At 37.3% G+C, this 22,864-nt stretch carries 40 protein-coding genes; all 40 read right to left on the reverse strand.

Annotated elements, in window-relative coordinates; translation table 11 throughout:
• Positions 1-10: 10 nt before the first annotated feature.
• On the reverse strand, positions 11-1,048 hold the full coding sequence (gene nuoH / locus P3F81_RS09095; protein WP_147670401.1) for an NADH-quinone oxidoreductase subunit NuoH: 1,038 nt from the start codon (positions 1,046-1,048) through the stop codon (positions 11-13).
• A 27-nt stretch (positions 1,049-1,075) separates the two neighbouring features.
• Positions 1,076-2,176, reverse strand: coding sequence for an NADH-quinone oxidoreductase subunit D (locus P3F81_RS09100; RefSeq protein ID WP_147670399.1), 1,101 nt, complete (start codon positions 2,174-2,176; stop codon positions 1,076-1,078).
• Between the two features lie 3 nt (positions 2,177-2,179).
• On the reverse strand, positions 2,180-2,650 hold the full coding sequence (locus tag P3F81_RS09105; RefSeq protein WP_147670397.1) for an NADH-quinone oxidoreductase subunit C: 471 nt from the start codon (positions 2,648-2,650) through the stop codon (positions 2,180-2,182).
• Positions 2,628-3,146 (reverse strand): NADH-quinone oxidoreductase subunit B, encoded by a 519-nt coding sequence (locus P3F81_RS09110; protein WP_147670395.1) that lies wholly within the window; start codon positions 3,144-3,146, stop codon positions 2,628-2,630. The genes P3F81_RS09105 and P3F81_RS09110 overlap by 23 nt, the downstream gene beginning before the upstream one ends.
• Positions 3,137-3,490, reverse strand: coding sequence for an NADH-quinone oxidoreductase subunit A (locus P3F81_RS09115; RefSeq protein WP_147670393.1), 354 nt, complete (start codon positions 3,488-3,490; stop codon positions 3,137-3,139). The genes P3F81_RS09110 and P3F81_RS09115 overlap by 10 nt, the downstream gene beginning before the upstream one ends.
• 669 nt (positions 3,491-4,159) lie before the next feature.
• Positions 4,160-4,672, reverse strand: coding sequence for a hypothetical protein (locus P3F81_RS09120; protein ID WP_147670391.1), 513 nt, complete (start codon positions 4,670-4,672; stop codon positions 4,160-4,162).
• Between the two features lie 65 nt (positions 4,673-4,737).
• Positions 4,738-5,394, reverse strand: coding sequence for an HAD family hydrolase (locus P3F81_RS09125; RefSeq protein ID WP_147670389.1), 657 nt, complete (start codon positions 5,392-5,394; stop codon positions 4,738-4,740).
• Between the two features lie 97 nt (positions 5,395-5,491).
• Positions 5,492-5,884: a 30S ribosomal protein S9 gene (gene rpsI, locus P3F81_RS09130; RefSeq protein WP_147670387.1), complete on the reverse strand. Its 393-nt coding sequence runs from the start codon at positions 5,882-5,884 to the stop codon at positions 5,492-5,494.
• 24 nt (positions 5,885-5,908) lie between these two features.
• Entirely contained in the window at positions 5,909-6,349 is a 441-nt protein-coding gene (gene rplM / locus P3F81_RS09135; protein WP_147670385.1) for a 50S ribosomal protein L13, read from the reverse strand.
• 388 nt (positions 6,350-6,737) lie between these two features.
• Positions 6,738-7,505: a tRNA pseudouridine(38-40) synthase TruA gene (truA, locus tag P3F81_RS09140; RefSeq protein WP_147670383.1), complete on the reverse strand. Its 768-nt coding sequence runs from the start codon at positions 7,503-7,505 to the stop codon at positions 6,738-6,740.
• Between the two features lies 1 nt (position 7,506).
• The gene (locus tag P3F81_RS09145; RefSeq protein ID WP_147670381.1) at positions 7,507-8,310 is read right to left on the reverse strand and encodes an energy-coupling factor transporter transmembrane component T family protein; all 804 of its coding nucleotides are present in this window, start codon (positions 8,308-8,310) and stop codon (positions 7,507-7,509) included.
• Complete coding sequence (locus P3F81_RS09150; RefSeq protein WP_147670379.1) at positions 8,300-9,166, reverse strand: energy-coupling factor transporter ATPase; 867 nt, start codon at positions 9,164-9,166, stop codon at positions 8,300-8,302. Before P3F81_RS09150 ends, P3F81_RS09145 begins: the two co-directional genes overlap by 11 nt.
• Positions 9,151-9,990, reverse strand: a complete 840-nt coding sequence (locus P3F81_RS09155) for an energy-coupling factor transporter ATPase (RefSeq protein WP_147670376.1) — start codon at positions 9,988-9,990, stop codon at positions 9,151-9,153. Before P3F81_RS09155 ends, P3F81_RS09150 begins: the two co-directional genes overlap by 16 nt.
• Positions 9,991-10,260: 270 nt before the next feature.
• Positions 10,261-10,599 carry a 50S ribosomal protein L17 gene (gene rplQ, locus P3F81_RS09160; protein ID WP_147670374.1) on the reverse strand — a complete coding sequence of 113 codons (339 nt, stop codon included), beginning with the start codon at positions 10,597-10,599 and terminating at the stop codon, positions 10,261-10,263.
• Between the two features lie 14 nt (positions 10,600-10,613).
• Complete coding sequence (locus tag P3F81_RS09165; protein ID WP_147670372.1) at positions 10,614-11,573, reverse strand: DNA-directed RNA polymerase subunit alpha; 960 nt, start codon at positions 11,571-11,573, stop codon at positions 10,614-10,616.
• A 64-nt stretch (positions 11,574-11,637) separates the two neighbouring features.
• A complete protein-coding gene (gene rpsD / locus P3F81_RS09170; protein WP_147670370.1) occupies positions 11,638-12,231 on the reverse strand; it encodes a 30S ribosomal protein S4 in 594 nt (197 codons plus the stop codon).
• A 17-nt stretch (positions 12,232-12,248) separates the two neighbouring features.
• Positions 12,249-12,641, reverse strand: coding sequence for a 30S ribosomal protein S11 (gene rpsK / locus P3F81_RS09175; protein WP_110955714.1), 393 nt, complete (start codon positions 12,639-12,641; stop codon positions 12,249-12,251).
• A 14-nt stretch (positions 12,642-12,655) separates the two neighbouring features.
• Positions 12,656-13,027: a 30S ribosomal protein S13 gene (gene rpsM / locus P3F81_RS09180; protein WP_147670368.1), complete on the reverse strand. Its 372-nt coding sequence runs from the start codon at positions 13,025-13,027 to the stop codon at positions 12,656-12,658.
• A 14-nt stretch (positions 13,028-13,041) separates the two neighbouring features.
• Complete coding sequence (gene rpmJ / locus P3F81_RS09185) at positions 13,042-13,155, reverse strand: 50S ribosomal protein L36 (protein WP_004092858.1); 114 nt, start codon at positions 13,153-13,155, stop codon at positions 13,042-13,044.
• Positions 13,156-13,228: 73 nt separating this feature from the next.
• Entirely contained in the window at positions 13,229-13,447 is a 219-nt protein-coding gene (gene infA, locus P3F81_RS09190; RefSeq protein WP_147670366.1) for a translation initiation factor IF-1, read from the reverse strand.
• A 26-nt stretch (positions 13,448-13,473) separates the two neighbouring features.
• Positions 13,474-13,755, reverse strand: a complete 282-nt coding sequence (locus P3F81_RS09195) for a KOW domain-containing RNA-binding protein (RefSeq protein WP_147670364.1) — start codon at positions 13,753-13,755, stop codon at positions 13,474-13,476.
• A gap of 13 nt (positions 13,756-13,768) precedes the next feature.
• The gene (gene map / locus P3F81_RS09200) at positions 13,769-14,515 is read right to left on the reverse strand and encodes a type I methionyl aminopeptidase (protein ID WP_147670362.1); all 747 of its coding nucleotides are present in this window, start codon (positions 14,513-14,515) and stop codon (positions 13,769-13,771) included.
• A 1-nt stretch (position 14,516) separates the two neighbouring features.
• Positions 14,517-15,164 carry an adenylate kinase gene (locus P3F81_RS09205; protein ID WP_147670359.1) on the reverse strand — a complete coding sequence of 216 codons (648 nt, stop codon included), beginning with the start codon at positions 15,162-15,164 and terminating at the stop codon, positions 14,517-14,519.
• A gap of 12 nt (positions 15,165-15,176) precedes the next feature.
• The gene (gene secY, locus P3F81_RS09210; RefSeq protein WP_147670357.1) at positions 15,177-16,433 is read right to left on the reverse strand and encodes a preprotein translocase subunit SecY; all 1,257 of its coding nucleotides are present in this window, start codon (positions 16,431-16,433) and stop codon (positions 15,177-15,179) included.
• Between the two features lies 1 nt (position 16,434).
• Complete coding sequence (rplO, locus tag P3F81_RS09215; RefSeq protein ID WP_147670579.1) at positions 16,435-16,875, reverse strand: 50S ribosomal protein L15; 441 nt, start codon at positions 16,873-16,875, stop codon at positions 16,435-16,437.
• A gap of 19 nt (positions 16,876-16,894) precedes the next feature.
• A complete protein-coding gene (rpmD, locus tag P3F81_RS09220; RefSeq protein ID WP_147670355.1) occupies positions 16,895-17,080 on the reverse strand; it encodes a 50S ribosomal protein L30 in 186 nt (61 codons plus the stop codon).
• Between the two features lie 13 nt (positions 17,081-17,093).
• On the reverse strand, positions 17,094-17,594 hold the full coding sequence (rpsE, locus tag P3F81_RS09225) for a 30S ribosomal protein S5 (RefSeq protein ID WP_147670353.1): 501 nt from the start codon (positions 17,592-17,594) through the stop codon (positions 17,094-17,096).
• A gap of 24 nt (positions 17,595-17,618) precedes the next feature.
• Complete coding sequence (gene rplR / locus P3F81_RS09230; RefSeq protein ID WP_147670351.1) at positions 17,619-17,981, reverse strand: 50S ribosomal protein L18; 363 nt, start codon at positions 17,979-17,981, stop codon at positions 17,619-17,621.
• A 25-nt stretch (positions 17,982-18,006) separates the two neighbouring features.
• Positions 18,007-18,555: a 50S ribosomal protein L6 gene (rplF, locus tag P3F81_RS09235; RefSeq protein WP_147670349.1), complete on the reverse strand. Its 549-nt coding sequence runs from the start codon at positions 18,553-18,555 to the stop codon at positions 18,007-18,009.
• Positions 18,556-18,584: 29 nt separating this feature from the next.
• Positions 18,585-18,983 (reverse strand): 30S ribosomal protein S8, encoded by a 399-nt coding sequence (gene rpsH / locus P3F81_RS09240; RefSeq protein ID WP_147670347.1) that lies wholly within the window; start codon positions 18,981-18,983, stop codon positions 18,585-18,587.
• Between the two features lie 27 nt (positions 18,984-19,010).
• Positions 19,011-19,196 carry a type Z 30S ribosomal protein S14 gene (locus P3F81_RS09245; RefSeq protein WP_147670345.1) on the reverse strand — a complete coding sequence of 62 codons (186 nt, stop codon included), beginning with the start codon at positions 19,194-19,196 and terminating at the stop codon, positions 19,011-19,013.
• Between the two features lie 14 nt (positions 19,197-19,210).
• A complete protein-coding gene (rplE, locus tag P3F81_RS09250; protein WP_147670343.1) occupies positions 19,211-19,750 on the reverse strand; it encodes a 50S ribosomal protein L5 in 540 nt (179 codons plus the stop codon).
• Positions 19,751-19,778: 28 nt separating this feature from the next.
• Positions 19,779-20,105, reverse strand: a complete 327-nt coding sequence (rplX, locus tag P3F81_RS09255) for a 50S ribosomal protein L24 (protein WP_147670341.1) — start codon at positions 20,103-20,105, stop codon at positions 19,779-19,781.
• Between the two features lie 17 nt (positions 20,106-20,122).
• Positions 20,123-20,491 carry a 50S ribosomal protein L14 gene (gene rplN / locus P3F81_RS09260; protein ID WP_147670339.1) on the reverse strand — a complete coding sequence of 123 codons (369 nt, stop codon included), beginning with the start codon at positions 20,489-20,491 and terminating at the stop codon, positions 20,123-20,125.
• A 59-nt stretch (positions 20,492-20,550) separates the two neighbouring features.
• On the reverse strand, positions 20,551-20,808 hold the full coding sequence (rpsQ, locus tag P3F81_RS09265) for a 30S ribosomal protein S17 (protein ID WP_147670337.1): 258 nt from the start codon (positions 20,806-20,808) through the stop codon (positions 20,551-20,553).
• A 46-nt stretch (positions 20,809-20,854) separates the two neighbouring features.
• Entirely contained in the window at positions 20,855-21,058 is a 204-nt protein-coding gene (rpmC, locus tag P3F81_RS09270) for a 50S ribosomal protein L29 (protein ID WP_147670335.1), read from the reverse strand.
• Complete coding sequence (rplP, locus tag P3F81_RS09275) at positions 21,048-21,509, reverse strand: 50S ribosomal protein L16 (RefSeq protein WP_147670332.1); 462 nt, start codon at positions 21,507-21,509, stop codon at positions 21,048-21,050. Before rplP ends, rpmC begins: the two co-directional genes overlap by 11 nt.
• Positions 21,509-22,180 (reverse strand): 30S ribosomal protein S3, encoded by a 672-nt coding sequence (gene rpsC, locus P3F81_RS09280; protein ID WP_147670330.1) that lies wholly within the window; start codon positions 22,178-22,180, stop codon positions 21,509-21,511. Before rpsC ends, rplP begins: the two co-directional genes overlap by 1 nt.
• A gap of 16 nt (positions 22,181-22,196) precedes the next feature.
• The gene (rplV, locus tag P3F81_RS09285) at positions 22,197-22,529 is read right to left on the reverse strand and encodes a 50S ribosomal protein L22 (protein WP_147670328.1); all 333 of its coding nucleotides are present in this window, start codon (positions 22,527-22,529) and stop codon (positions 22,197-22,199) included.
• A 23-nt stretch (positions 22,530-22,552) separates the two neighbouring features.
• Positions 22,553-22,834 carry a 30S ribosomal protein S19 gene (gene rpsS, locus P3F81_RS09290; RefSeq protein ID WP_147670326.1) on the reverse strand — a complete coding sequence of 94 codons (282 nt, stop codon included), beginning with the start codon at positions 22,832-22,834 and terminating at the stop codon, positions 22,553-22,555.
• Positions 22,835-22,864 lie beyond the last annotated feature (30 nt).

Consider the following 22,864-nt stretch of genomic DNA (forward strand, 5'->3'; position numbering starts at 1 on the left):
CATTTCACTCCTAACATAACCATCTATACACGTATACACCAATACCTGTTAATAATACATTAACTAATGCTACAGGCAATAGTACTTTCCAACCAAAAGATAGCATCTGATCTACCCTAAAGCGTGGGAATGTCCATCTAAACCACATAAAGATAAAAATCATTGCAAACACTTTAATCCAGAACCATAACATTCCCGGCAAATACGGACCATGCCAACCACCTAAAAATAAAGTCGTTGTCAAAATAGATGCCGCCAATAAATTTGCATATTCGGCTAAGAAAAATAAAGCCCAGCGCATACCACTATACTCAGTAAATGGGCCACCAATAATCTCTGATTCCCCTTCTACTAAGTCAAACGGAGTACGATTCGTTTCCGCAGTCGCACAAATAACAAAAATTAAAAAAGCTAGAGGTTGTAATGCAATAAACCAAACTTCAGACTGCATTTCTACAATTGTACTCATTTTCATTGAACCGGTAATCATCACAATACCAAGCAATGCAAACACCAGTGGAATTTCATAGCTAAGCATCTGCGCTACCGTACGCATTGCACCAATAAGCGAGTATTTATTATTCGATGCAAAACCACCCATTAAAAAAGGCAATACCGATTGAGCAGAAATTGCAATCACAAAGAAAATCCCAATATTCAAATCTGCAAAAATCGCACCATCATCAAAAGGAAACACAGAATATACAAGTGCCGCTGGCACAAATAACAACATTGGTGAAAGCGCCCAGACAATTTTATCTACCCGTTCGGGGATAATATCCTCTTTTCCTAACAGCTTCAACATATCAGCTACCGATTGTAAAGTTCCTCGTGGGCCAACACGATTCGGCCCTAGCCGAACCTGCATAAACCCGCATATTTTTCGCTCCATATAAACAAGAACAATTGCGGATGTTAAAACAACACCAAATATTCCACCAATTTTTACAAAAAGCATAATTATACTAACGATATCCATATTGCCGATGAACGCCATAAGTAAATTTTCTATCCAATCGGCAACAGACATCAATATCCCGCTATGCATACTCTCACCTGCCTAAACAAAAGTTTACTAACAATCCACTTCACCCATCAGTGGATCTATCGTTGACAATACCGCTACTACATCACCGATTAACATTCCCTTACACATCGTATCTAGTGCCTGCAAGTTAATAAACGACGGTCTTCTAATATGTATGCGATATGGCTTTAATGTTCCGTTGCTTACAATATAAAACCCTAGTTCACCACGAGGATTTTCCACACTATGATAAATTTCACCAGCCGGCGGTTTTAACGCCCGTGGCACTTTCGCCATAATTTCGCCTTCTGGCAATTGATCTAAAGCCTGACGGATAATCTTCGTGCTTTCCTCAATCTCTTTAAATCGAACGATATATCGATCCCAGTTATCGCCGTTTTTCCCTATCGGTATATCAAAATCAAAACGGTTATAAATACCATAGCCACCATCGGCTTTTCTCAAATCATATGCGATGCCGCTAGCACGAAGCGTAGGACCTGTTACACCAAAATGCATTGCCTCTTCTGCTGTCAAAATAGATGTCCCTTTCAAACGCATTTGAAAAATTTCATTTCCAGAAAGCAAATCATCATATTCTTTTAACATTTTAGGTACATAATCAAGAAAATCATAAGTATCTTTGATAAACTCTGGCTGTGCATCAGCAGCTACCCCACCGATACGTATATAGTGAAAAGTCATTCGTGCGCCACAAATCAAATTAAACAAATCAAGAATTTTCTCTCTATCACGAAATGCATAAATCATTCCCGTGCTTGCACCTAAATCAATTGCTAGAGTACCAATGAAAATTAAATGACTGGCAATACGATTAAGTTCAGCTACAATTACTCTAATATATTCAGCCCGCTGTGGCACCGTAATATTCGCTAATTTTTCAACCGTTTGACAATATGCCAAGTTGTTATTCATTGAAGAAACATAATCCAATCGATCTGTATAAGGAACTGCTTGCACATAATTTCTGCTTTCCAATAATTTTTCAATTCCACGATGTAAATATCCCATATGGGGTGTAACTTTTATTACTCGTTCACCATCAAGCTCCAATTCAACTTGTAAAACCCCATGCGTACTTGGATGCTGGGGTCCCATATTTAAGGTGTATTTTTCTGTAATAGGCATTCTCTAGCACCCCGTTTCCCGTTTTAAAGCTTTAAAGTTCTTTTGTAATGGATGTCCTTCAAAATCATCTGGTAATAAAATTCGTTTTAAATTTGAATGACCTTCAAAAATAATTCCCATTAAATCATAAATTTCCCGTTCTTGAAAATCTGCACTCTGCCAAATTTTAGTGATGCTTGGTACAACTGGATTTTCCTTTGGCAATCTAACTTTTACCACTACTGTATGACCCACCATCTGAGAATACAAATGATATACCATTTCGTAATACTCCGGATAATCTACAGCCGTTTCATTACTCAGCATATTTAGCCATATTGCCGGTTCCTTTTTTAAATATGTTAATACATCTAATAAATGTTTCGCATCTGTAAGAATCGCTGGAGAGTCTTCTTCACCGATAAACTCTACTGAATCCTTAAATATATTTTCAATTTTCCCCAATAAAACTTTATTCAGATATTTCCTGCTCATCTTTTCCCATCCTTACTACTTCAGGATTTTGAATTTTTTCTTTTAATTGCATTAGACCATAGATTAAAGCTTCTGGTCTTGGCGGACATCCTGGTACATATACGTCCACCGGTAAAATTTGATCAACGCCTGGGACAACAGAATATGAATCTGCAAATGGGCCTCCAGCATTTGCACAATTTCCCATTGCAATTACATATTTAGGTTCTGGCATTTGCTCATATAATCTTTTTAATGGCGGTGCCATTTTCCAAGTCAACGTCCCTGCAACGATTAATAAATCAGCTTGACGCGGCGAAGGTCTAAATACCTCATAGCCAAAACGAGACACATCAAAACGGGCTGCTGCCGAACACATCATTTCGATAGAGCAACATGCAAGGCCTGAAGTTAGCGGCCATAAAGAATTTCCTCTAGCCCATTTAAACAAACTATCCACACTTGTCACGATTACATTATCCTTTAACGAAGGTGGTACTAAATCAACTATTTCCATGTCAAAGCTCCTTTCTTCCAGGCATACCATAGACCCATAACTAAGATGCCCAAAAAGATAAACATTTCAATTAAAGCAAATAACCCTAGTTCACCAAACTTAACTGCCCATGGATATAAAAATACAGTTTCAATATCAAACACTAAAAATACTAATGCATATAAAAAATAACTCACTCGATATTGAACCCAGCTCTTGCCGATTGTATCGACGCCACATTCATAAGGCTTTTGTTTTTCCTCGGTTGGCTGACGAGGTTGTATAAGCCACGATGGTAATAATGCCATCAATGGAAAAAATAATGCAATAACAAGAAAAATTCCAACGCCACTAAATTCAGCCATTTTATCCTCTCCTTAAATTATTTTAAGTATATTATGAAAATTAAAATATAAATAAAGCTATTGCAATAAAGTATTTCACTTTCTGTAATAAAAATACTTAATCCACAAATTTCTAATTTTTTATTTTTATATGCTAAGCAACAAGATAATAAAAGCCCTCATCGAGGGCTTTTCCAGGCTCAAGATAAAAACATAGTAAAAATAATCAAATAATTTCAAATAAATAACAGTAATACCTTAATAAATCCTAACTATTTTACAGACATAAAAAAAAGCTGACTATAAAGCGGTCAACAAAATGACATCATTAAGTGATTCTATTAATAATATCAATTACAGACAATTATACTTATCGTCTAGATAATTGTCAATAAAATATACAAAAAAATACACAATCATTCATTTTTTATCTATAACTGTAAAGACATAATTCTCATTTATAGGTAAATCCATTTTATTGAAGATTCTAACTTCTTTCTTTACTTTTTATAGAAATATAAAAATGCAGCAAAAAGATTGAGAAATCTAATTTACTGCATTTTATTTTTATCCGATGGCTAACGTGCTCTAATACCCCTGCTTCTTTAAGTGGAAGTAAAGACCTTGTAAGCCCCTGGATTACGCGTCTGATTTCAGTGTGAGTTAAAACGCCTACTGAAACAGCCTTGTTTATGCTGCTTTATCTGATTTCTTCTCCAATTTTGCTTTGCCCGTTAAAAGCTGATTAAACTCTTTATAAAATTGTTTCGTTGCATCTTCATATAATTTAGCTGATTGTGCTCCACTCACACTAACACGCTCACTATAAATTAACTTTTGAGTAGTAACTTCATACACTTCAAAAAATATATGTGTATTTCGTTGTCTAACAACAGTTGGTACCATATAGACCTCTGCGTATTTCGCTAATGAGCTTAATTGGTCTTGATTGATTTTTCCCGTATAATCTCTTATCCCACTAATTTGCAAATTTACCTTATCAGGTCTAGTCAAAAAAGCGTGATAAAGAGCATCATTCGTTAAGGAATCCTTTTCAGTTGAATTATTTGCTTCACAAACAATCAATCTTCTAATGCTTGTAAAATCGAAATCTGAATCCGTTAGAATATTCTGCGCCCCTGCGACTTGTCCGTTAGATATGAATGTCCCTACCATAAATAACACTAATGCTAACTTTTTCAAAACACTCAACCCCGTTTCCTATATTTAACTATACATGACAAATTATACAACAAAATAGAAAAATTTTAAATAGAAAAATCAATAATATCCAATAATCTTTGTGGCGTATGAATAATATGGTCTGCCTTTGAATTTTCTAAAACCGTACAATCACGAAATCCCCAAGTAACTCCAACTGATATTACTCCTGCATTTTTCGCGGTCATTATATCCACTTCAGAGTCACCAACATATAAAGCATTTTCTGTCTTTACTCCGAGTTCTTCTAACGCTGCAAATACACCTGAGGGGTTCGGTTTTTTTGGCACTGTAATGGATTCGCCAATAGCTACCTGTATATATTCACTAAATAACTCTTTCTTTAATTCTTTTACTGCAGCATCAAATTTGTTGGATACAATTGCCATTTTTATCTTTCGTTCATTTAATCCTTGGAGGAGTTCTTTTATTCCTTCATATAAACATGTTTTATTTCGCATATTTTTTGCGTAATAATTACGAAAGACTTCCAAACAAGCCAAAGTCTTTTCCATAGTCGTCTGCTCTGGTACAGCACGTTCTATTAATTTTTGTACACCATTACCAACGAAAGCACGAACTTCTGCAATGGTTCTTATTGGATAACCAAATTGCTTTAGAGCAAAATTTACACTATCAGCTAAGTCTTCCAATGTATTTAATAAAGTTCCGTCCAAATCAAAAATTACTGCTTGATACTTCATCTTTCTCCCTCATTTTTTAATAAAATCAAAATAGTACAAAAAACCCTGCAACCTTGAGGTTTGCAGGGTTTGCAATTTCCATATGAAAATATAAATATTAACGTTTGGAGAATTGGGATGCTTTACGAGCTTTTTTCAAGCCGTATTTACGACGTTCTTTTTCACGTGGGTCACGTGTCAAGAAACCAGCTTTTTTAAGAGCAGGACGTAATTCAGCATCTACTTTTAAAAGAGCACGGGAAATACCATGACGGATAGCGCCAGCTTGTCCGGATGGACCGCCACCTTCTACCTTTGTAATTACATCGTATTTACCAAGAGTATCAGTCAAGTTTAAAGGTTGTTTAATAATCAATTCAAGAGTTTTCAAACCAAAGTATTCTTTAAGTTCACTACCGTTGATAATGATTTTTCCTTCACCTGGAACCAGACGAACTCTAGCAACGGAAGTTTTTCTGCGGCCTGTGCCGTAGTAAGTAACTAATGCCATTAATGATGTTCCTCCTTCCAGTTATTATCTAATATTTAAATTAAGTACTTCCGGCTGTTGAGCAGCATGTGGATGCTCAGAACCAGCGTATACATTTAATTTAGTGTACATTTTTGCACCAAGTCTATTTTTTGGTAACATTCCTTTAACAGCCATTTCTACGACTCTCTCAGGTCTTGTTGCTAGCATCTTGCCAGCTGTTGTAAATGTAGTTCCTCCTGGATAACCCGAATGGCGGAAATAAGTTTTTTGGATTAATTTTTTACCAGTGAATACTACTTTATCTGCATTGATAACGATGACATGATCACCAGTATCAACATGAGGTGTAAAAGTCGGTTTATGTTTACCGCGAAGCACTTTCGCAACTTCAGCAGCTAATCTACCTACAGTTTGACCTTCAGCGTCTACTACGTACCATTTACGTTCAATGTTTGATACGTTTGCCATAAACGTTGTTTTCATTCGATATTTCCCTCCTTGTAACAAACTTTCATACAATTCATAATCGTTGTGAAGATTTGTCCGTATTCCCGGGGCTAGTGGGAACTTGGTAAAAGCCTCATAGAGTCATTTTAATAAAAATAGTAAGTAAAGTCAAGCTATTTTTACTTTTTTAACAAAGTTTTCAATTCATCCAACTTCTCTAATCTACTCAATCCGCCCAAATCTTATCCACATACTTCTTGTGGATAATTAACAACACGAAATATTATACCAGTCTAGAATCCTCTTGTATAGCCTTTATTTAAAAAATCATTATATTTTTGCATAAAATAAACTTAATTAAAGTAGTTTTTAACTCTTTTGAAAATCTAATCGCTTTTATCCACATTTTCTTGTTCTTTTCTTGTCAATAGTTCACTTCTTTTAAATAAAGTCCTTGTGCAGGTGCCGTCGCACCTGCTTTCTTTCGATCCTTTGAGTAAAAAATTTCTCTAAATTTTTCAATTGAGGTTTTTTCTAATCCCACATTAACAATTGTTCCAACAATATTACGCACCATATGATAGAGAAAACCATTTCCCCAAAAAGTAAAAATAATTTCATTATTTTGCTTTTCACAATCTGCACGATAAATCGTCCGAACTGGATGCATAGGTGCACTGCCAGCTGCTTGAAAAGCCGAAAAATCATGTTCCCCAACGAGCATTGCCAATGCTTGATTCATTAAATCAATATTGAGGCTCTTTTTAACAAACCAAGTGTAACTGCGTAAAAATGGATCTAACAACTCTCCCTGCTGTACTCGATAAATATAAGTTTTATCTTTTGCCGAATGCCTTGCACTAAACTCCATATCCATTTCTCTTGCCTTTTGTACTACAATATCATCAGGTAATAAACTATTGATTGCTTTTACCACACGATCAATAGGAATTGTACCTATAGTAAAAAAATTGACAACTTGTCCATAAGCATGTACACCTGCATCTGTTCTTCCCGACGCTGCAAGTTCAATTGTATGACCAAATAGAACAGCTAGCTTCTGTTCTAAAATATTTTGTACTGATATAGCATTTTTCTGCCGCTGAAAGCCATGATATTGTCCTCCATCATAGGCAAGAACTAACATGATATTCCTCGCATTTTCTTTTAATTTCATTGATAAGTCAACCATACTAATACCCACACATATTTAGTAAAATTAATACTCCAAAAAAAATTACCATAATCCCATAAGATATGTAATCAATATATTTCAATTTTAGTTCTTTCATTCGTGTCCTATTTTCCCCACCACGATAACAACGAGCTTCCATTGCTGTTGCCAGATCATCAGCACGGCGAAAAGCACTAATAAATAAAGGAACTAATAATGGAATCATATGTTGCACACGCTTTTTTAAAGAACCTGTGGTAAAGTCTGCACCTCTAGATTCTTGCGCTTTCATTATTCGATCCGTTTCTTCTAACAACGTCGGAATAAATCTAAGTGCAATCGTCATCATCATTGCCAATTCATGAGCAGGCACTCCAAATTTTTTCAATGGATTTAATAAGCTCTCAAGTCCATCCGTTAAGGCCAGAGGAGATGTCGTCAAGGTTAATATAGAAGATAATACAATCAGTAAAATTAATCGAATTGAAATAAGTGCAGCCTGCGCAATACCTTCTTGCGTAATCGACAAAAATCCTATAGTCCATACTGTGATTCCCGGTGTAGAAATTAAATGGATAAGTATCGTGAATACTATAATCCATAAAAGAGGCTTTATTGATTTTAACAACATAATTATCGGTAACCGCGACAGAATAATAATAACTGCTGTAAAAGCAATTAAAAGACTATATGCAGAAAATGAATGTATCATAAAGATTATGCTAATCAAAGCAAGTAACTGAAGAATTTTTGTTCTCGGATCAAGTTTATATAAAAAAGAATTCCCCGGGAAATATTGACCTATGATTATATCACTTAGCATGATTTTTCCCCCTTAAAGCTGATAAAATGCTATCTACAGCTTGATTTATTGTTAATACATCCGTATTAACAGGAAGTCCTCGTTTTTCTAAAGCACGCATAAGCGATATAATTTGTGGTATGTCAAGTCCAGTATTTACTAACGTTTCTGTTTCTTTAAATACATCTGCCGGTTTACCATCAACTGCTACTTCACCTGATTTCATCACGATAAGTCTAGAGGCCATCTTTGCTACATCATCCATATTATGTGATACTAAAATAACTGCTATCCCAGTCTTTTTATGTAATTCAACAATTTTATTGAAAATTGCATCTCGTCCACATGGGTCTAGCCCTGCTGCTGGTTCATCAAGGACTAAATAATCTGGCTGTAACGCAACAACTCCAGCAATTGCTACACGCCTCATCTGCCCCCCACTAAGCTGAAATGGAGAACGTTCCTTGTACATATCGTAATCAAGATTAACAAAATTCATAGCACGGCGGACACGCTTATCAATTTCTTTTTTACCCAATCCCAAATTTTTAGGACCAAACGCGATATCCGCATAAATCGTCTCTTCAAATAGTTGATGTTCTGGATACTGAAATACCATGCCAACCTTTTTTCTCGCCAATTTAGATTTTTCATCTTTTTTACCAAGAACTATTTCATCAATTGTAATGGAACCATTTGTCGGCTTTAATAGCCCATTTAAATGCTGTACAAGTGTAGATTTTCCAGAACCAGTATGCCCAATAATCGCAACAAACTCACCCTTTTTTATTTCAAGATTGATATTCTTAATTGCTTGTTTCTCAAAAGGTGTCCTTGCCATATAAGTGTAAGATACATTGTTTAATTGTATTGACATAATGCCTCCACCAAAGCTTTATCTGTAATAATATTTTGTGGAATATCTATTCCTTTTTTTCTTAGTTTATATACGATTTGCGCTGCTAAAGGGACATCTAATCCTAACTCTTGCAATTTTTCTACTTCTGAAAAAACTTGTACAGGATTCCCTTGCATACAAATACTTCCTTTTTCCATAACAATAACACGATCTGCTTCTACAGCTTCTTCCATAAAATGTGTAATTAAAATAATTGTAATGCCTGATTCTTTATGTAAATTTTTTAATGTTTCTAATACTTCTGAACGTCCTTGTGGATCTAACATCGCTGTTGGCTCATCAAGTACAAGACACTCCGTTTGCATAGCCAAAGTTCCAGCAATCGCGACACGTTGTTTTTGTCCGCCTGATAATAAATGTGGTGCATGACTTCGATAAGATTCCATCCCTACCTGCTTCAATGCTTTTGTGACACGTGCTTTTATTTCATCACTTGGAACCCCTAGATTTTCTGGACCAAAAGCAATATCCTCTTCAACAATTGCTGCAACAATCTGATTATCTGGATTTTGAAAAACCATTCCTACCTTCTGTCTTATTTTCCATAAATCTTCTGATGATTTAGTATCTAATCCATCTACTTTACAAGTACCATTGGAGGGCATAAGAAGTGCATTAAAATGTTTTGCCAATGTCGATTTTCCTGAACCATTCGTACCAATAATAACTAAAAATTCCCCTTCATGTACATTTAAATTAATATCATGCAAAGCAATAAATTCATTTCCTGTATTCTCATGATAAATATGACTTAAATTTTTAACTTCTATTATGTTTTTCATCATTCACCTCTCAGATTAACAAATATAGTTCAGCAAGATTTAAATCTCCATTGAAAATGGATACACAGCCTAAAGATCTTTGTTTCCTCCTAAACCTGCAGGAGATTATTCTAAATAATATATAAAAAATCTTTTGCATCTTACTTAGTTCTTTATAATTATTTAATAGACTAAGTAAACCTTCTTATACAAAAAAATCGCCTTTATTGACGATTAAAAGTTTTAACCGTCAATAAAGGCGACCTTCAAGGTCGCCTCATTAAATACTTATTACACTAATTCAAGAATTGCCATCGGCGCAGCATCACCGCGACGAGGACCAAGTTTTAGTACACGAGTGTAACCACCTTGGCGTTCATTGTATTTAGGTGCAATTTCATCAAATAGTTTTTTCACAACTTCTTCGTCCATAAGACGTGCTAAAACTTGACGGCGAGCATGTAAGTCGCCACGCTTAGCCAAAGTAATTAGTTGATCTGCAAGACCACTAATTTCTTTTGCTTTCGCTTCAGTAGTTTCAATACGCTCATATTTAAAGAAGGAAGTCAAAATACTACGAAATAATGCTTTACGTGCGCTTGAATCACGGCCTAATTTTCTGTAGCCCATTCTCTTCCCTCCTCCTATTCTTCAAATTCAACAAGTGATAATTCTAGCTCATCAAGTTTTTTCTTAACTTCTTCAAGAGACTTGCGACCAAGGTTTCTCACTTTCATCATATCTTCTTCACTCTTTTGAGCTAATTCAGCAACTGTGTTAATGCCAGCTCTTTTTAAGCAATTGTAGGAACGAACTGATAAATCCAAATCTTCAATTGTCATTTCTAAAGTTTTAGAAACAGCACTTTCCGCTGGTTCAGTAAATGTTCCTTCAGTTTCTTCGTCTTCTTGAGGAACTCCGGCCATGTTCTGGAATAGTCTAAGATGAGCAATCATAATGCTTGCAGCTTTACTAACTGCTTCTTCCGGTCTCATACTACCGTCAGTCCATACTTCCAAAGTTAATTTGTCGTAATCTGTGACGTTACCCACACGAGTATCTGTTACCGTATAGTTAACCCTCTGAATTGGCGAAAAAATTGAATCGATAGGAATAATCCCAATGACATGATCAGGTTTTTTATTCTTATCGGAAGGGACATAGCCGCGGCCACGTTCAACGGTAAGTTCCATTTTCAGTGAACCGCTGGCATCTACTGTAGCAATGTGTAATTCAGGATTTAAAATTTCTACATCCGCATCAGTGATGATATCAGCTGCAGTAACGTTTTTTTCACCGCTTACATCAATTCTGATTACTTTTGGCTCTTCACAGTATGTTTTTAGGCAAAGTGATTTTAAATTTAAAATGATGTTAGTAACGTCTTCCCGAACACCTGGCACAGTAGAAAATTCATGAAGAACTCCTTCAATCCTAACTGATGTAACAGCTGCACCTTGCAAGGATGATAACAAGATTCGGCGCAAACTATTGCCAAGTGTAGTTCCATAACCACGCTCTAACGGTTCGCAGACAAATTTGCCATAACGATTGTCTTCACTAATTTCCACTATCTCAATCTTCGGTTTTTCGATTTCGATCATCTGGAATAACCCTCCTCATTTATGCGCAATACCAAGTTACGCTATGCCCACGGGTGAGGGCAGCTTATCTGGAGTACAATTCAATGATCATTTGTTCTTCGATAGGTACATCAATTTCATCACGATTAGGGAATCTTGTTACTGTACCGCCTAAGTTTTGCGCATCTACAGTAAGCCAAGCTGGTGTACTTAAAGAATCAAATGATTCTGCAAGACCTTTAAAGAATTCGTTTGCACGACTGGATTCTTTAATTGAAATTACATCGCCAACTCTTACTAAAGCGGATGGAATATCAAGGCGCTTGCCATTTACTAGGATATGACCATGAGAAACTAATTGGCGGGATTGTCTGCGAGTAGCAGCTAATCCTAAACGATAAACAACGTTATCTAATCTTCTTTCTAAAAGACCAAGTAGGTTTTCACCAGTAATACCAGGCATTTTTTTCGCTTTATCATAATAAGCTCTAAATGGTTTTTCTAAAACACCATAAATGAATTTTGCTTTTTGTTTTTCTCTTAATTGGATTCCGTATTCACTCATTTTTTTGCCAGCACGTCTTGGTTGACGTTTGGATTCTTTACTTAATCCAACTACAGCTGGTTCAATTCCAAGTGCTCTACATCTTTTAAGAGCAGGAACTCTATCTATTGCCATCTATTTTGCACCTCCTATTAAACTCTTCTACGTTTTGGTGGGCGACATCCATTATGAGGAATTGGAGTAACATCTTTAATTAAGTTAACTTCCAATCCAGTCGCTTGTAATGATCTGATTGCAGCTTCACGACCTGATCCAGGACCTTTTACAAATACTTCTACTTGTTTAAGACCATGCTCCATAGCGGCTTTTGCTGCTACTTCAGCTGCCATTTGCGCAGCAAATGGTGTGCTTTTTCTGGAACCTCTAAAACCAAGTCCGCCTGCACTTGCCCAAGAAAGTGCATTTCCTTTTGTATCCGTAATCGTTACGATTGTATTGTTAAAAGTAGAACGAATATGAGCAATACCATGCTCGATATTTTTACGTTCTCTTCTTTTTGGACGAGCAACTTTTTTAGCTACCAATGCTTAACCCTCCCTTACTTTTTCTTTTTAGCGCCAACAGCTCTTTTTGGACCTTTACGAGTACGCGCATTAGTTTTAGTTTTTTGACCTCTAACAGGAAGACCCATACGATGTCTTCTACCACGATAGCAACCAATTTCAACTAAACGTTTAATATTTAAAGAAATTTCACGACGTAAGTCGCCTTCTACTCTATAATTTTTATCGATGATCTCACGAAGTTTTGCAACTTCATCTTCAGTTAAATCACGAGTACGAGTATCAGGATTAATACCAGTAGCTGCTAAAATCTCTTTTGAAGTTGTAAGACCGATACCAAAAATGTATGTTAAAGCGATTTCGATTCTCTTATCACGAGGTAAATCTACTCCGGCAATACGTGCCATATAATAAGCACCTCCTAACCTTGTTTTTGTTTATGTTTGGGATTCTCGCAAATCACCATTACGTGACCCTTACGTTTAATTACTTTGCATTTCTCACAAATAGGTTTAACCGACGGTCTAACTTTCATTGCGTTTATGCCCCCTTTTCTTACATTGTCAATTTACTTGCCTGATGCCTGTTTGCACCAGACATCAAAAAGACTATTTGAAACGGTAGGTTATACGGCCACGTTTTAAATCATATGGCGTAAGCTCAATTGTAACTTTATCACCAGGTAAGATACGAATAAAATTCATCCGAATTTTACCTGAAACATGTGCCAATACAACATGACCATTTTCTAATTCAACTTGGAACATTGCGTTTGGCAATGCTTCAAGTACTTTTCCTTCAACCTCAATTACGTCTTGCTTGGACATGAGATCTCTCCCTCCTCGTCCGCTTGTCACAAATTATCCGATGTGCACTTGACGATAGCTAGGCGAATATCTTCATCCGTAACTTTTTTGTTACTTGCAAATTTATCAGCCACAGCCTCAGCAATCCACTTGTAAACTTTGACATGCCGAATATTTTTTTTCTTTGGATTGGCAAGCTTTCTTTCTCTGCCATTAGCGAGAAATACTTCCTTCCCTTTTATTGCGACAACCAGATAAATCTTATTTGCATCACGACCGGTAATGCTTTCGACTTTCTGACCTAATGATATAGGATAAACGCTCTTCACTTTTTAGATCACCTCAGCGTTTTGTTAAAATCTCGGGCTTACCATCAGTAACAACGATTGTATGCTCGAAATGTGCCGAAGGCTTTTTATCTTTTGTTACAACCGTCCATCCATCATGTAATGTCTTTACTTCGTGAGTTCCTAAATTAATCATCGGCTCTATCGCTAATGCCATACCAGCTTTCAACCGTGGTCCGCGACCAGCAGCACCGAAATTCGGTATCTGAGGATCTTCATGCATTTTTCTGCCAATTCCATGCCCCACATAGTCACGGACGATTCCGTAACTATGTTTTTCGGCGCATGTTTGAACAGCATTAGATATATCTCCGAGACGATTACCATCAATTGCTTGTTCAATACCCTTGTATAAAGACTGCTCGGTAACATTTAATAGTTCCTGCATCTCATCTGTAACTTCACCAACTGGAAAAGTCACAGCCGAGTCACCATTATAACCATTAATTACCGCACCAACATCAATACTGACATTATCTCCATTTTTTAACTTTTTTAAACCAGGGATTCCATGAACAACTTCTTCATTAATTGATGAACAAATTGTCGCTGGAAAACCACCATAGCCTTTAAAAGCGGGAATTGCTCCGCAGCTTATTATATATTTCTCGGCGATTTTATCAAGCTCGAGTGTACTAACTCCCGGCTTAACAGCGTTCTGAATCTCAACCAGCGTTTGTGCTACAATCTTACCAGCATCACGCATGTAGTCAATTTCTCGATCAGACTTTAGGATGATCATCCTATTCGCTCCTCAAGCTAGCAACAATATCGGTAAGAACTTTATCAATTGCCTGCCTACCGTCGATTTCAGTATATAAACCTCTATCTTGATAGTATTCCACTAACGGTTTAGTCTGCTGAGCATAAACCGAAAGACGTTTTGTCATGGTAGCTTCGCTATCATCAGCTCGTTGATATGTTTCTCCGCCACATGTATCGCATTTACCTTCTACTTGAGTAGGCTTATAAGTAACATGGTAAGTAGCACCACAGTTCTTACAAATACGGCGTCCAGTTGCCCGGCTGATTAAATCTTCAGCCGGAACACTGATGTTTATCACGCGATCAAGTTTTATCTTTAGTTCTTCAAGCGTGTTATCAAGTGCATCCGCTTGCTCAATAGTACGTGGAAAACCATCAAGAATAAAACCATTTTGACAGTCTGGTTTTGCCAGACGTTCTTTTACAATACCGATAGTTATGCTATCCGGAACCAATTGACCAGCATCCATACATGCTTTTGCTTGTTTACCCAGCTCAGTTCCTTCACTTACCGCAGCCCTAAACATATCTCCTGTAGAAATATGAGGGATTGTAAACTTTTCAACTAACATAGCCGCCTGAGTACCTTTACCAGCACCCGGAGGGCCCATTAATAGGATATACATTCGATTTCCTCCCTACTTCATGAATCCTTGATAGTGACGCATTAAGACCATAGCCTCAATTTGCTTCATCGTATCAAGTGCTACACCGACAATGATCAGTAGGGCAGTACCACCAAAATAAACCCCATCAATATTTGTAACAGCCGCGATAAAATTTGGTAAGATTGCGATTAAAGCAAGGAAAACTGCTCCAGCGAGAGTAATTCTGGTCATAACGCGGTCTAAATATTCTGCCGTTGGCTTGCCAGGACGTAATCCCGGAATAAAACCACCGTATTTTTTCAGATTCTCTGCCATATCCGATATATTTACAGTAACCGCAGTATAGAAATACGTGAAGAAAATAATCATAAGCGCATAAAGCACTGTTTGAAGTGGAGTTCCCCACGCAAAATATTCCGCAATTGTTTTTACCCATCCAATATCAATAAACTGGGCAATAGTTACTGGAAACATCAGCACGGATGACGCAAAGATTATTGGAATAACACCCGCTTGATTTACTTTAAGCGGAATGTGTGTTGAATGACCACCATACATTTTGCGACCAACGACACGTTTTGCATATTGTACAGGAATGCGACGTTGACCTTGTTGTATTGCAATTACAAATACAATCATCGCAATTGCAATAATTGCAAACAATAAAACATTGAATAAATTAATTGCGCCTGCTTGTAAGTACTGCCAAATGTGCATTACCCCTTCAGGCAATCTTGAAACTATACCAGCAAAGATAATAAGAGATATCCCATTACCGATGCCTTTTTCAGTAATCTGTTCACCAATCCACATCAAAAATGTAGTACCAGCTGTAAGCGTAATTGCTATTAAAAGAATTGACGCGAACCCTGGATTTATGATCGCAGCTTTTAATCCATAAGCCATACCAATCGCTTGAATAAAAGCTAAAAAAACAGTTGCATACCGAGTAATACGGGTAATCTTCTTTCGCCCTTCTACTCCTTCCTTAGACCATTGCTCTAATTGTGGTACAACTACTGTTAATAATTGCATAATAATTGAAGCATTGATATAAGGTGTAATACTCATCGCAAATACTGAGAATTTACTTAAAGCACCACCGGAAAATAAATCCAAAAGGCCAAAAAGGTTGCCGCTCGTGAACAATTTTTCGATTACACTCGCATCAACACCCGGAACAGGAATATGAGTTCCTAGTCTGAAGATAGCAAACATCGTCAGTGTGAATACGATTTTTTGTCTGAGCTCAGTTATCTTGAGTATATTTGACAGGGCCGAAAGCACCTTAGATCACCTCGACTTTTCCGCCAGCTGCAGTGATCTTTGCTTCAGCGGATTTTGTAAAGCCGTTAGCGATTACAGTTAATTTCTTTGTTAATTCGCCGTTACCTAAAATACGTACACCATCGCGTACATTTTTAAGAATACCAGCTTCAATTAAAGTTACTGGCGTTACTTCAGCACCGTCTTCAAAACGATTTAAGTCAGCAATATTCACTTCTGCGTATTCTTTTCCAAATATGTTAGTAAAACCACGTTTTGGTAGTCTACGATAAAGTGGCATTTGACCGCCTTCAAATCCTGTACGAACGCCACCACCGGAACGAGCGTTTTGTCCTTTATGACCTCTACCGGATGTTTTACCTAGGCCAGAACCTAAACCACGACCAACACGGGTACGTACTTTTTTAGATCCAGGCGCTGGAGCTAATTCGTGTAATTTCATGCATAGCACCTCCTTGAACTTAGTCTTGCAATTCTTCAACTGTAACAAGATGTTCAATTTTATGAACCATGCCGCGAATCACCGCATTATCTTCTTGTTCTACTGATGAATTGATTTTTCTTAAACCTAAAGCCTTAACAGTAGCTCTTTGTTTTTCAGGTCTGCCGATCAGGCTTCTGGTAAGAGTGATTTTTAGTTTTGCCATCAAAAATTCCTCCTTAACCCAAAAGTTCTTGAACAGTTTTACCACGAAGTTCAGCTACTAATTCAGCTTTTTTCAATTGTTCTAACCCTTTTAACGTTGCACGAACCATGTTATTTGGATTAGATGAACCAAGTGATTTTGTTAGGATGTTATGAATACCAGCAAGCTCAAGCACGGCACGTGCAGGACCACCAGCAATAACTCCAGTACCTTCAGCAGCAGGTTTTAAAAGTACGCGACCTGCACCAAATACACCAATAATTTGATGTGGAATTGATCTCTCTACTAGCGATACGCTAATAAGATTTTTCTTAGCATCTTCGATGCCTTTTCTAATTGCTTCAGGAACTTCGCCGGCTTTACCTAAACCAGCACCAACGTGACCGTTTCCATCTCCAACAACAACAAGTGCGCTGAATGAGAAACGACGTCCGCCTTTAACAACTTTCGCAACTCTGTTGATATAAACAACTTTCTCTTGTAATTCTAGAGAAGTGTAGTCTATTCTGGCCATAATTTACCTCCTTTTTTAAAACTTTTAGAATTTTAGTCCAGCTTCACGAGCTGCCTCTGCTAATGCTTTAATTCTACCATGATAGATATAACCACCACGATCAAAAACTACATCTTCAATACCTTTTTCTAATGCGCGTTTTGCAACTGCTGCACCAACTGCTTTTGCAGCTTCGATATTTCCGCCATAGTTCAATGCTAAATCTTTATCTTTAGAACTTGCTGCAACTAAAGTTACACCATTCACATCATCAATGATTTGCGCATAAACATTACTTAAGCTACGGAACACGTTTAAACGTGGTTTTTGAGCTGTACCAGAAATATTTTTACGTACTCTTAAATGACGTTTTTGACGAGCTTTATTTTTATCTGCTTTAAGAAGCAAGTTAGTCACTCCTTTCACTTAAAGATTACTTCTTGCCTTTACCGCCGGCTTTACCAACTTTACGACGAATAGTTTCACCTTCGTATTTAATACCTTTACCTTTGTAAGGTTCTGGTTCTCTGTATCCACGAATGTTAGCTGCCATTGCGCCAACTTCTTCTTTATTAATACCGGATACAATGATTTTATTTGGAGCAGGAACATCTAAAGTAATACCTTTAGGTGGTTCAACTACTACTGGATGAGAGAAACCAAGTGATAAGTTTACATTGTTACCAGCTTTCGCCGCTCTGTAACCAACACCATTGATTTCAAGAGTTTTTGTAAAACCGGTTGTTACGCCGATTACCATATTATTGATTAATGTGCGAGTAAGACCATGCAATGATCTATGTTCTTTTACATCGGAAGGACGTTTTACTGTAAGAACGTTACCTTCAATTTCAATAATCATATCTTTATGAAAAGCGCGAGTTAATTCGCCTTTTGGACCCTTTACAGTCACCGTATTATCTTCCATTTTTACTGTTACGCCAGCTGGAATCTCAATAGGTGCTCTACCAATTCTTGACATTCGTACACCTCCTAGCTACACAAACTATATTACCAAACGTAAGCGATTACTTCGCCACCAAGACCATTGCGACGAGCTTGCTTATCGCTCATCATTCCTTTTGAAGTAGAAACAATCGCGATCCCAAGTCCACCAAGTACACGAGGTAATTGCTCACTTTTTGCATATACACGTAAACCAGGTTTGGAAATACGTTTAATGCCAGTGATTACTTTTTCGCGATTAGGACCATATTTCAGGCTAATGCGAATAACACCTTGTTTATTGTCAGAAACGAAATCAAAATCTTTAATGAAGCCTTCTTCTTTTAAAATGTTAGCAATTGCTTCTTTAATTTTTGATCCCGGTATTTCTACTTTCTCATGATATACAGAATTTGCATTACGCAAACGAGTCAGCATATCAGCAATTGGATCAGTCATTACCATAGGTAGATATCCTCCTTCCGTTAATGTTTACCAGCTAGCTTTGGTTACCCCAGGGATAGCACCTTTGTAGCTTTGTTCTCTGAAACAAATACGGCACATTTCAAACTTACGAATAAATCCATGTGGACGGCCGCAAATTTTACATCTGTTATACGCACGAACTTTAAATTTAGGTTCGCGATTCCATTTCTCAATCATCGCCTTTTTGGCCACAATAAGTACCTCCTTTACGCGCTAAATGGCATTCCCATTAATTTTAGAAGCTCTCTCGCTTCTTCGTCTGTTTTTGCAGTTGTTACAATGATAATATTCATTCCACGAACTTTATCAATTTTGTCATACTCGATTTCAGGAAAAATTAATTGCTCTTTCAGACCCATGGAGTAATTTCCACGTCCATCGAATGCTTTTGCACTGATACCACGGAAGTCACGTACACGTGGAAGAGCAACATTCATAAATTTATCCATGAAATTGTACATGCGTTCACCGCGAAGTGTTACTTTCGCACCAATTGGCATGCCTTGACGTAATTTCCAAGCAGCTAAAGATTTCTTAGCACGAGTAAGCACTGGTTTTTGACCAGAAATAAGAGTTAAATCTGCTACTGCTGAATCAAGAACTTTAGGATTACCTACAGCCTCACCAACACCCATGTTAATTACGATTTTTTCTACTTTAGGAATTTCCATTACGTTTTTATATCCGAACTTTTCAGTCATAGCCGGAGCTACTTCATTAAGGTATTTCTCTTTCAGTCTATCCACTGACAGGTTACCTCCTTTCCATCATTTCTTATTTATCAACGATTTCGCCGCATTTTTTGCATGCGCGAACGAATTTACCATTTAATTCTTTTTTTGCAATACGAGTTGCTTTAGAGCATGCAGGACAAACCAACATAACTTTTGCAACATTCATTGGAGCTTCTTTTACCACGATGCCACCTTGTGGAGCACTTTGGCTAGGTTTTGTATGACGTTTCACTTTGTTTACGCCTTCAATAACAACCTTAGCTTTTTTCGGTAATGCTTCAATGATTTTCGCTTGTTTGCCTTTATCTTTGCCGGATAAAACAAGAACTGTATCGCCTTTTTTTACGTGCAATTTACTTTGTGACAAACTAGGCACCTCCTACCTTAGATTACTTCTGGAGCTAGGGATACGATCTTCATAAAATCTTTTTCACGTAACTCTCTAGCTACTGGTCCAAATATACGAGTACCTCTAGGTGTCTTATCATCTTTGATCACTACCGCAGCATTTTCATCAAAGCGAATATAAGAACCGTCAGGACGACGTAAACCTTTTTTAGAACGTACAACTACAGCTTTAACAACATCACCTTTTTTCACCATACCACCTGGAGATGCGGATTTAACTGCAGCTACAATTACGTCACCAATGTTAGCAAATTTACGGTAAGAACCACCAAGCACACGAATGCACATGATCTCTTTCGCACCAGTATTATCACCAACATTAAGCATTGTTTGTTGTTGAATCATTGTTTTCCCTCCTTTATGAAATTCTTCCATTCATAGAGAATACAAAAGTCGTTGTATTCTTATTTAGCTCTTTCAAGAACTTCAATAACTCTCCAACGTTTGTCTTTAGACAATGGACGAGTTTCCATGATTTCAACAGTATCGCCAATATGGCTGTCATTGTTTTCATCATGAGCTTTAAATTTTACAGTCTTTTTCACTGCTTTTTTGTAAAGTGGATGTTGCTCTAAATCTTCAACAGCAACTACAACTGTTTTATCCATTTTGTCGCTCACAACTTTACCGATTCTAGTTTTACGTTCATTTCTTTCACTCATGTAAAAAGCCTCCTTCCGTTGCATATCATTCTAGCCGTCGAAATCCTTACGCTTGCTCAGCTTTTAACTCTTGCTCACGTTGGATTGTCTTAATACGGGCAATCGTTTTCTTTACTTCTTTGATACGCATTGGATTTTCAAGCTGACCAGTAGCAAGTTGAAATCTGAGGTTAAATAATTCTTCTTTTAGGGAAGCAAGTTTTTGGTTAAGTTCACCAGCACTCATATCGCGTATATCATTAACCTTCATTTACTTCACCGCCCTCCGCTTGCGCTTTCGCCTGCGCTATTGATTGTGCTTTTGTTACGAATTTTGTTTTAATAGGAAGTTTGTGTGCTGCAAGACGCATAGCTTCTTTAGCTACTTCTTCAGCAACGCCATCCATTTCAAACATGATACGACCTGGTTTTACTACTGCTACCCAGTATTCAGGTGAACCTTTACCACTACCCATACGAGTTTCAGCAGGTTTTGCAGTTACAGGCTTATCAGGGAATATTTTAATCCAAACTTTACCACCACGTTTGATGTAACGAGTCATCGCAATACGTGCAGCTTCAATTTGTCTATTTGTAATCCATGCTGGTTCAAGCGCTTGTAAGCCAAATTCACCATGACTTACTGTGTTACCTCTTAGCGCTTTACCTTTCATACGACCACGGAACTGTTTACGGTGTTTCACTCTTTTTGGTAATAACATTATGCTTCGCTCCCTTCCACTTCGGCAGCAGCAGGTCTTTTTACTTCTGGTAAAACTTCACCTTTGAAAATCCATACTTTTACGCCAATTAAGCCGTAAGTTGTATGTGCTTCAGCAGTACCGTAATCAATGTCAGCTCTTAAAGTATGAAGTGGAATACTACCTTCACGATAAGATTCACTTCTTGCAATTTCAGCACCGCCTAAACGACCGCCTACCATTACTTTAATACCTTTCGCGCCCATACGCATTGTACGACCAACAGCTTGCTTCATCGCACGACGGAACGCAATACGACGTTCTAATTGAGCTGCAATATTTTCAGCAACTAATGTTGAATCAAGATCAGGTTGTTTAATTTCAGCAATATTGATATCAACGTGTTTAGTTGTTAATTTTTTTAAGCCTTTTTTAATAGTTTCAATTCCTGAACCGCCACGACCGATAACCATACCTGGTTTCGCTGTGTGAATCGTTAATTTTAAACGATTTTGTCCACGTTCAGTTTCAATTTTTGATACGCCCGCAGTACGAAGTGATTCTTTCAAATACTTACGAACTTTTATATCTTCATGCAAATTATTTGCATAATCTTTATCAGCATACCACTTAGCATCCCATGTTTTTACAACACCAAGACGTAAGCCATGTGGATTAACTTTTTGACCCAATTCGTTTCCCTCCTTCTTATCTTTCTTTTACAACAACTGTTACATGACTGGAACGTTTTAGGATTTTAAACGCTTGCCCACGGGAACGTGGATGAATGCGTTTTAATGTAGGTCCTTGATCTACATATGCTTCTGCAACGTATAATTTATCAACATTCATATCAAAGTTATGTTCAGCATTTGCTACCGCTGAGCCTAACACTTTTTCTATTACATCAGCACCAACTTTTGGTGTGAATTTTAAAATCGCAAACGCTTCTGCAACGTTTTTGCCACGGATTAAGTTCATGACAATACGAATTTTACGAGGCGTAATACGAATATATTTTGCAACTGCTTTAGCTTCCACAGATTAGCCTCCTTTCGGCAAAACTACTTAAGTGATGTACGTCTTTCTTCGCCAGAATGACCCTTAAATGTACGAGTCGGTGCGAATTCACCAAGTTTGTGACCTACCATATCTTCTGTTACATAAACAGGTACATGTTTACGTCCGTCATGTACTGCAATAGTATGACCAACAAAACTAGGAAGAATAGTAGAACTACGTGACCAAGTCTTTATAACCTTTTTTTCATTAGCATCATTCATAGCGTCAATTTTTTTCACTACGCTTTCATGCACATAAGGTCCTTTTTTAATCGATCTTGACAACGATGTATCCTCCTTTCGCAAGGCAGCGAT

The sequence above is a fragment of the Selenobaculum gibii genome (genome assembly GCF_030273445.1).
Lineage (GTDB): Bacteria > Bacillota > Negativicutes > ICN-92133 > ICN-92133 > Selenobaculum > Selenobaculum gibii.

Coding starts and splice junctions, on each gene's coding strand:
- rplO (WP_147670579.1), bottom strand. CDS start 16,875: ATGAAATTACACGAATTAGCTCCAGCGCCTGGATCTAAAAAAGTACGT.
- P3F81_RS09100 (WP_147670399.1), bottom strand. CDS start 2,176: ATGCCTATTACAGAAAAATACACCTTAAATATGGGACCCCAGCATCCA.
- rpmD (WP_147670355.1), bottom strand. CDS start 17,080: ATGGCAAAACTAAAAATCACTCTTACCAGAAGCCTGATCGGCAGACCT.
- rplN (WP_147670339.1), bottom strand. CDS start 20,491: ATGATTCAACAACAAACAATGCTTAATGTTGGTGATAATACTGGTGCG.
- P3F81_RS09205 (WP_147670359.1), bottom strand. CDS start 15,164: ATGTATATCCTATTAATGGGCCCTCCGGGTGCTGGTAAAGGTACTCAG.
- P3F81_RS09105 (WP_147670397.1), bottom strand. CDS start 2,650: ATGAGCAGGAAATATCTGAATAAAGTTTTATTGGGGAAAATTGAAAAT.
- rpmC (WP_147670335.1), bottom strand. CDS start 21,058: ATGAAGGTTAATGATATACGCGATATGAGTGCTGGTGAACTTAACCAA.
- rplF (WP_147670349.1), bottom strand. CDS start 18,555: ATGTCAAGAATTGGTAGAGCACCTATTGAGATTCCAGCTGGCGTAACA.
- map (WP_147670362.1), bottom strand. CDS start 14,515: ATGATCATCCTAAAGTCTGATCGAGAAATTGACTACATGCGTGATGCT.
- infA (WP_147670366.1), bottom strand. CDS start 13,447: ATGTCCAAGCAAGACGTAATTGAGGTTGAAGGAAAAGTACTTGAAGCA.
- rpsQ (WP_147670337.1), bottom strand. CDS start 20,808: ATGAGTGAAAGAAATGAACGTAAAACTAGAATCGGTAAAGTTGTGAGC.
- rplQ (WP_147670374.1), bottom strand. CDS start 10,599: ATGGGCTACAGAAAATTAGGCCGTGATTCAAGCGCACGTAAAGCATTA.
- P3F81_RS09155 (WP_147670376.1), bottom strand. CDS start 9,990: ATGAAAAACATAATAGAAGTTAAAAATTTAAGTCATATTTATCATGAG.
- rpmJ (WP_004092858.1), bottom strand. CDS start 13,155: ATGAAAGTTAGACCGTCGGTTAAACCTATTTGTGAGAAATGCAAAGTA.
- rpsI (WP_147670387.1), bottom strand. CDS start 5,884: ATGGCATTAGTTACTTACTACGGCACAGGCCGCAGAAAAACTTCCGTT.
- rpsM (WP_147670368.1), bottom strand. CDS start 13,027: ATGGCACGTATTGCCGGAGTAGATTTACCTCGTGATAAGAGAATCGAA.
- rplM (WP_147670385.1), bottom strand. CDS start 6,349: ATGAAAACAACGTTTATGGCAAACGTATCAAACATTGAACGTAAATGG.
- P3F81_RS09110 (WP_147670395.1), bottom strand. CDS start 3,146: ATGGAAATAGTTGATTTAGTACCACCTTCGTTAAAGGATAATGTAATC.
- P3F81_RS09150 (WP_147670379.1), bottom strand. CDS start 9,166: ATGTCAATACAATTAAACAATGTATCTTACACTTATATGGCAAGGACA.
- truA (WP_147670383.1), bottom strand. CDS start 7,505: ATGGTTGACTTATCAATGAAATTAAAAGAAAATGCGAGGAATATCATG.
- rpsH (WP_147670347.1), bottom strand. CDS start 18,983: ATGGTAATGACTGATCCAATTGCTGATATGCTGACTCGTTTGCGTAAT.
- P3F81_RS09115 (WP_147670393.1), bottom strand. CDS start 3,490: ATGGCTGAATTTAGTGGCGTTGGAATTTTTCTTGTTATTGCATTATTT.
- nuoH (WP_147670401.1), bottom strand. CDS start 1,048: ATGCATAGCGGGATATTGATGTCTGTTGCCGATTGGATAGAAAATTTA.
- P3F81_RS09145 (WP_147670381.1), bottom strand. CDS start 8,310: ATGCTAAGTGATATAATCATAGGTCAATATTTCCCGGGGAATTCTTTT.
- rplP (WP_147670332.1), bottom strand. CDS start 21,509: ATGTTATTACCAAAAAGAGTGAAACACCGTAAACAGTTCCGTGGTCGT.
- P3F81_RS09125 (WP_147670389.1), bottom strand. CDS start 5,394: ATGAAGTATCAAGCAGTAATTTTTGATTTGGACGGAACTTTATTAAAT.
- rpsE (WP_147670353.1), bottom strand. CDS start 17,594: ATGGCCAGAATAGACTACACTTCTCTAGAATTACAAGAGAAAGTTGTT.
- P3F81_RS09165 (WP_147670372.1), bottom strand. CDS start 11,573: ATGATCGAAATCGAAAAACCGAAGATTGAGATAGTGGAAATTAGTGAA.
- rpsD (WP_147670370.1), bottom strand. CDS start 12,231: ATGGCAATAGATAGAGTTCCTGCTCTTAAAAGATGTAGAGCACTTGGA.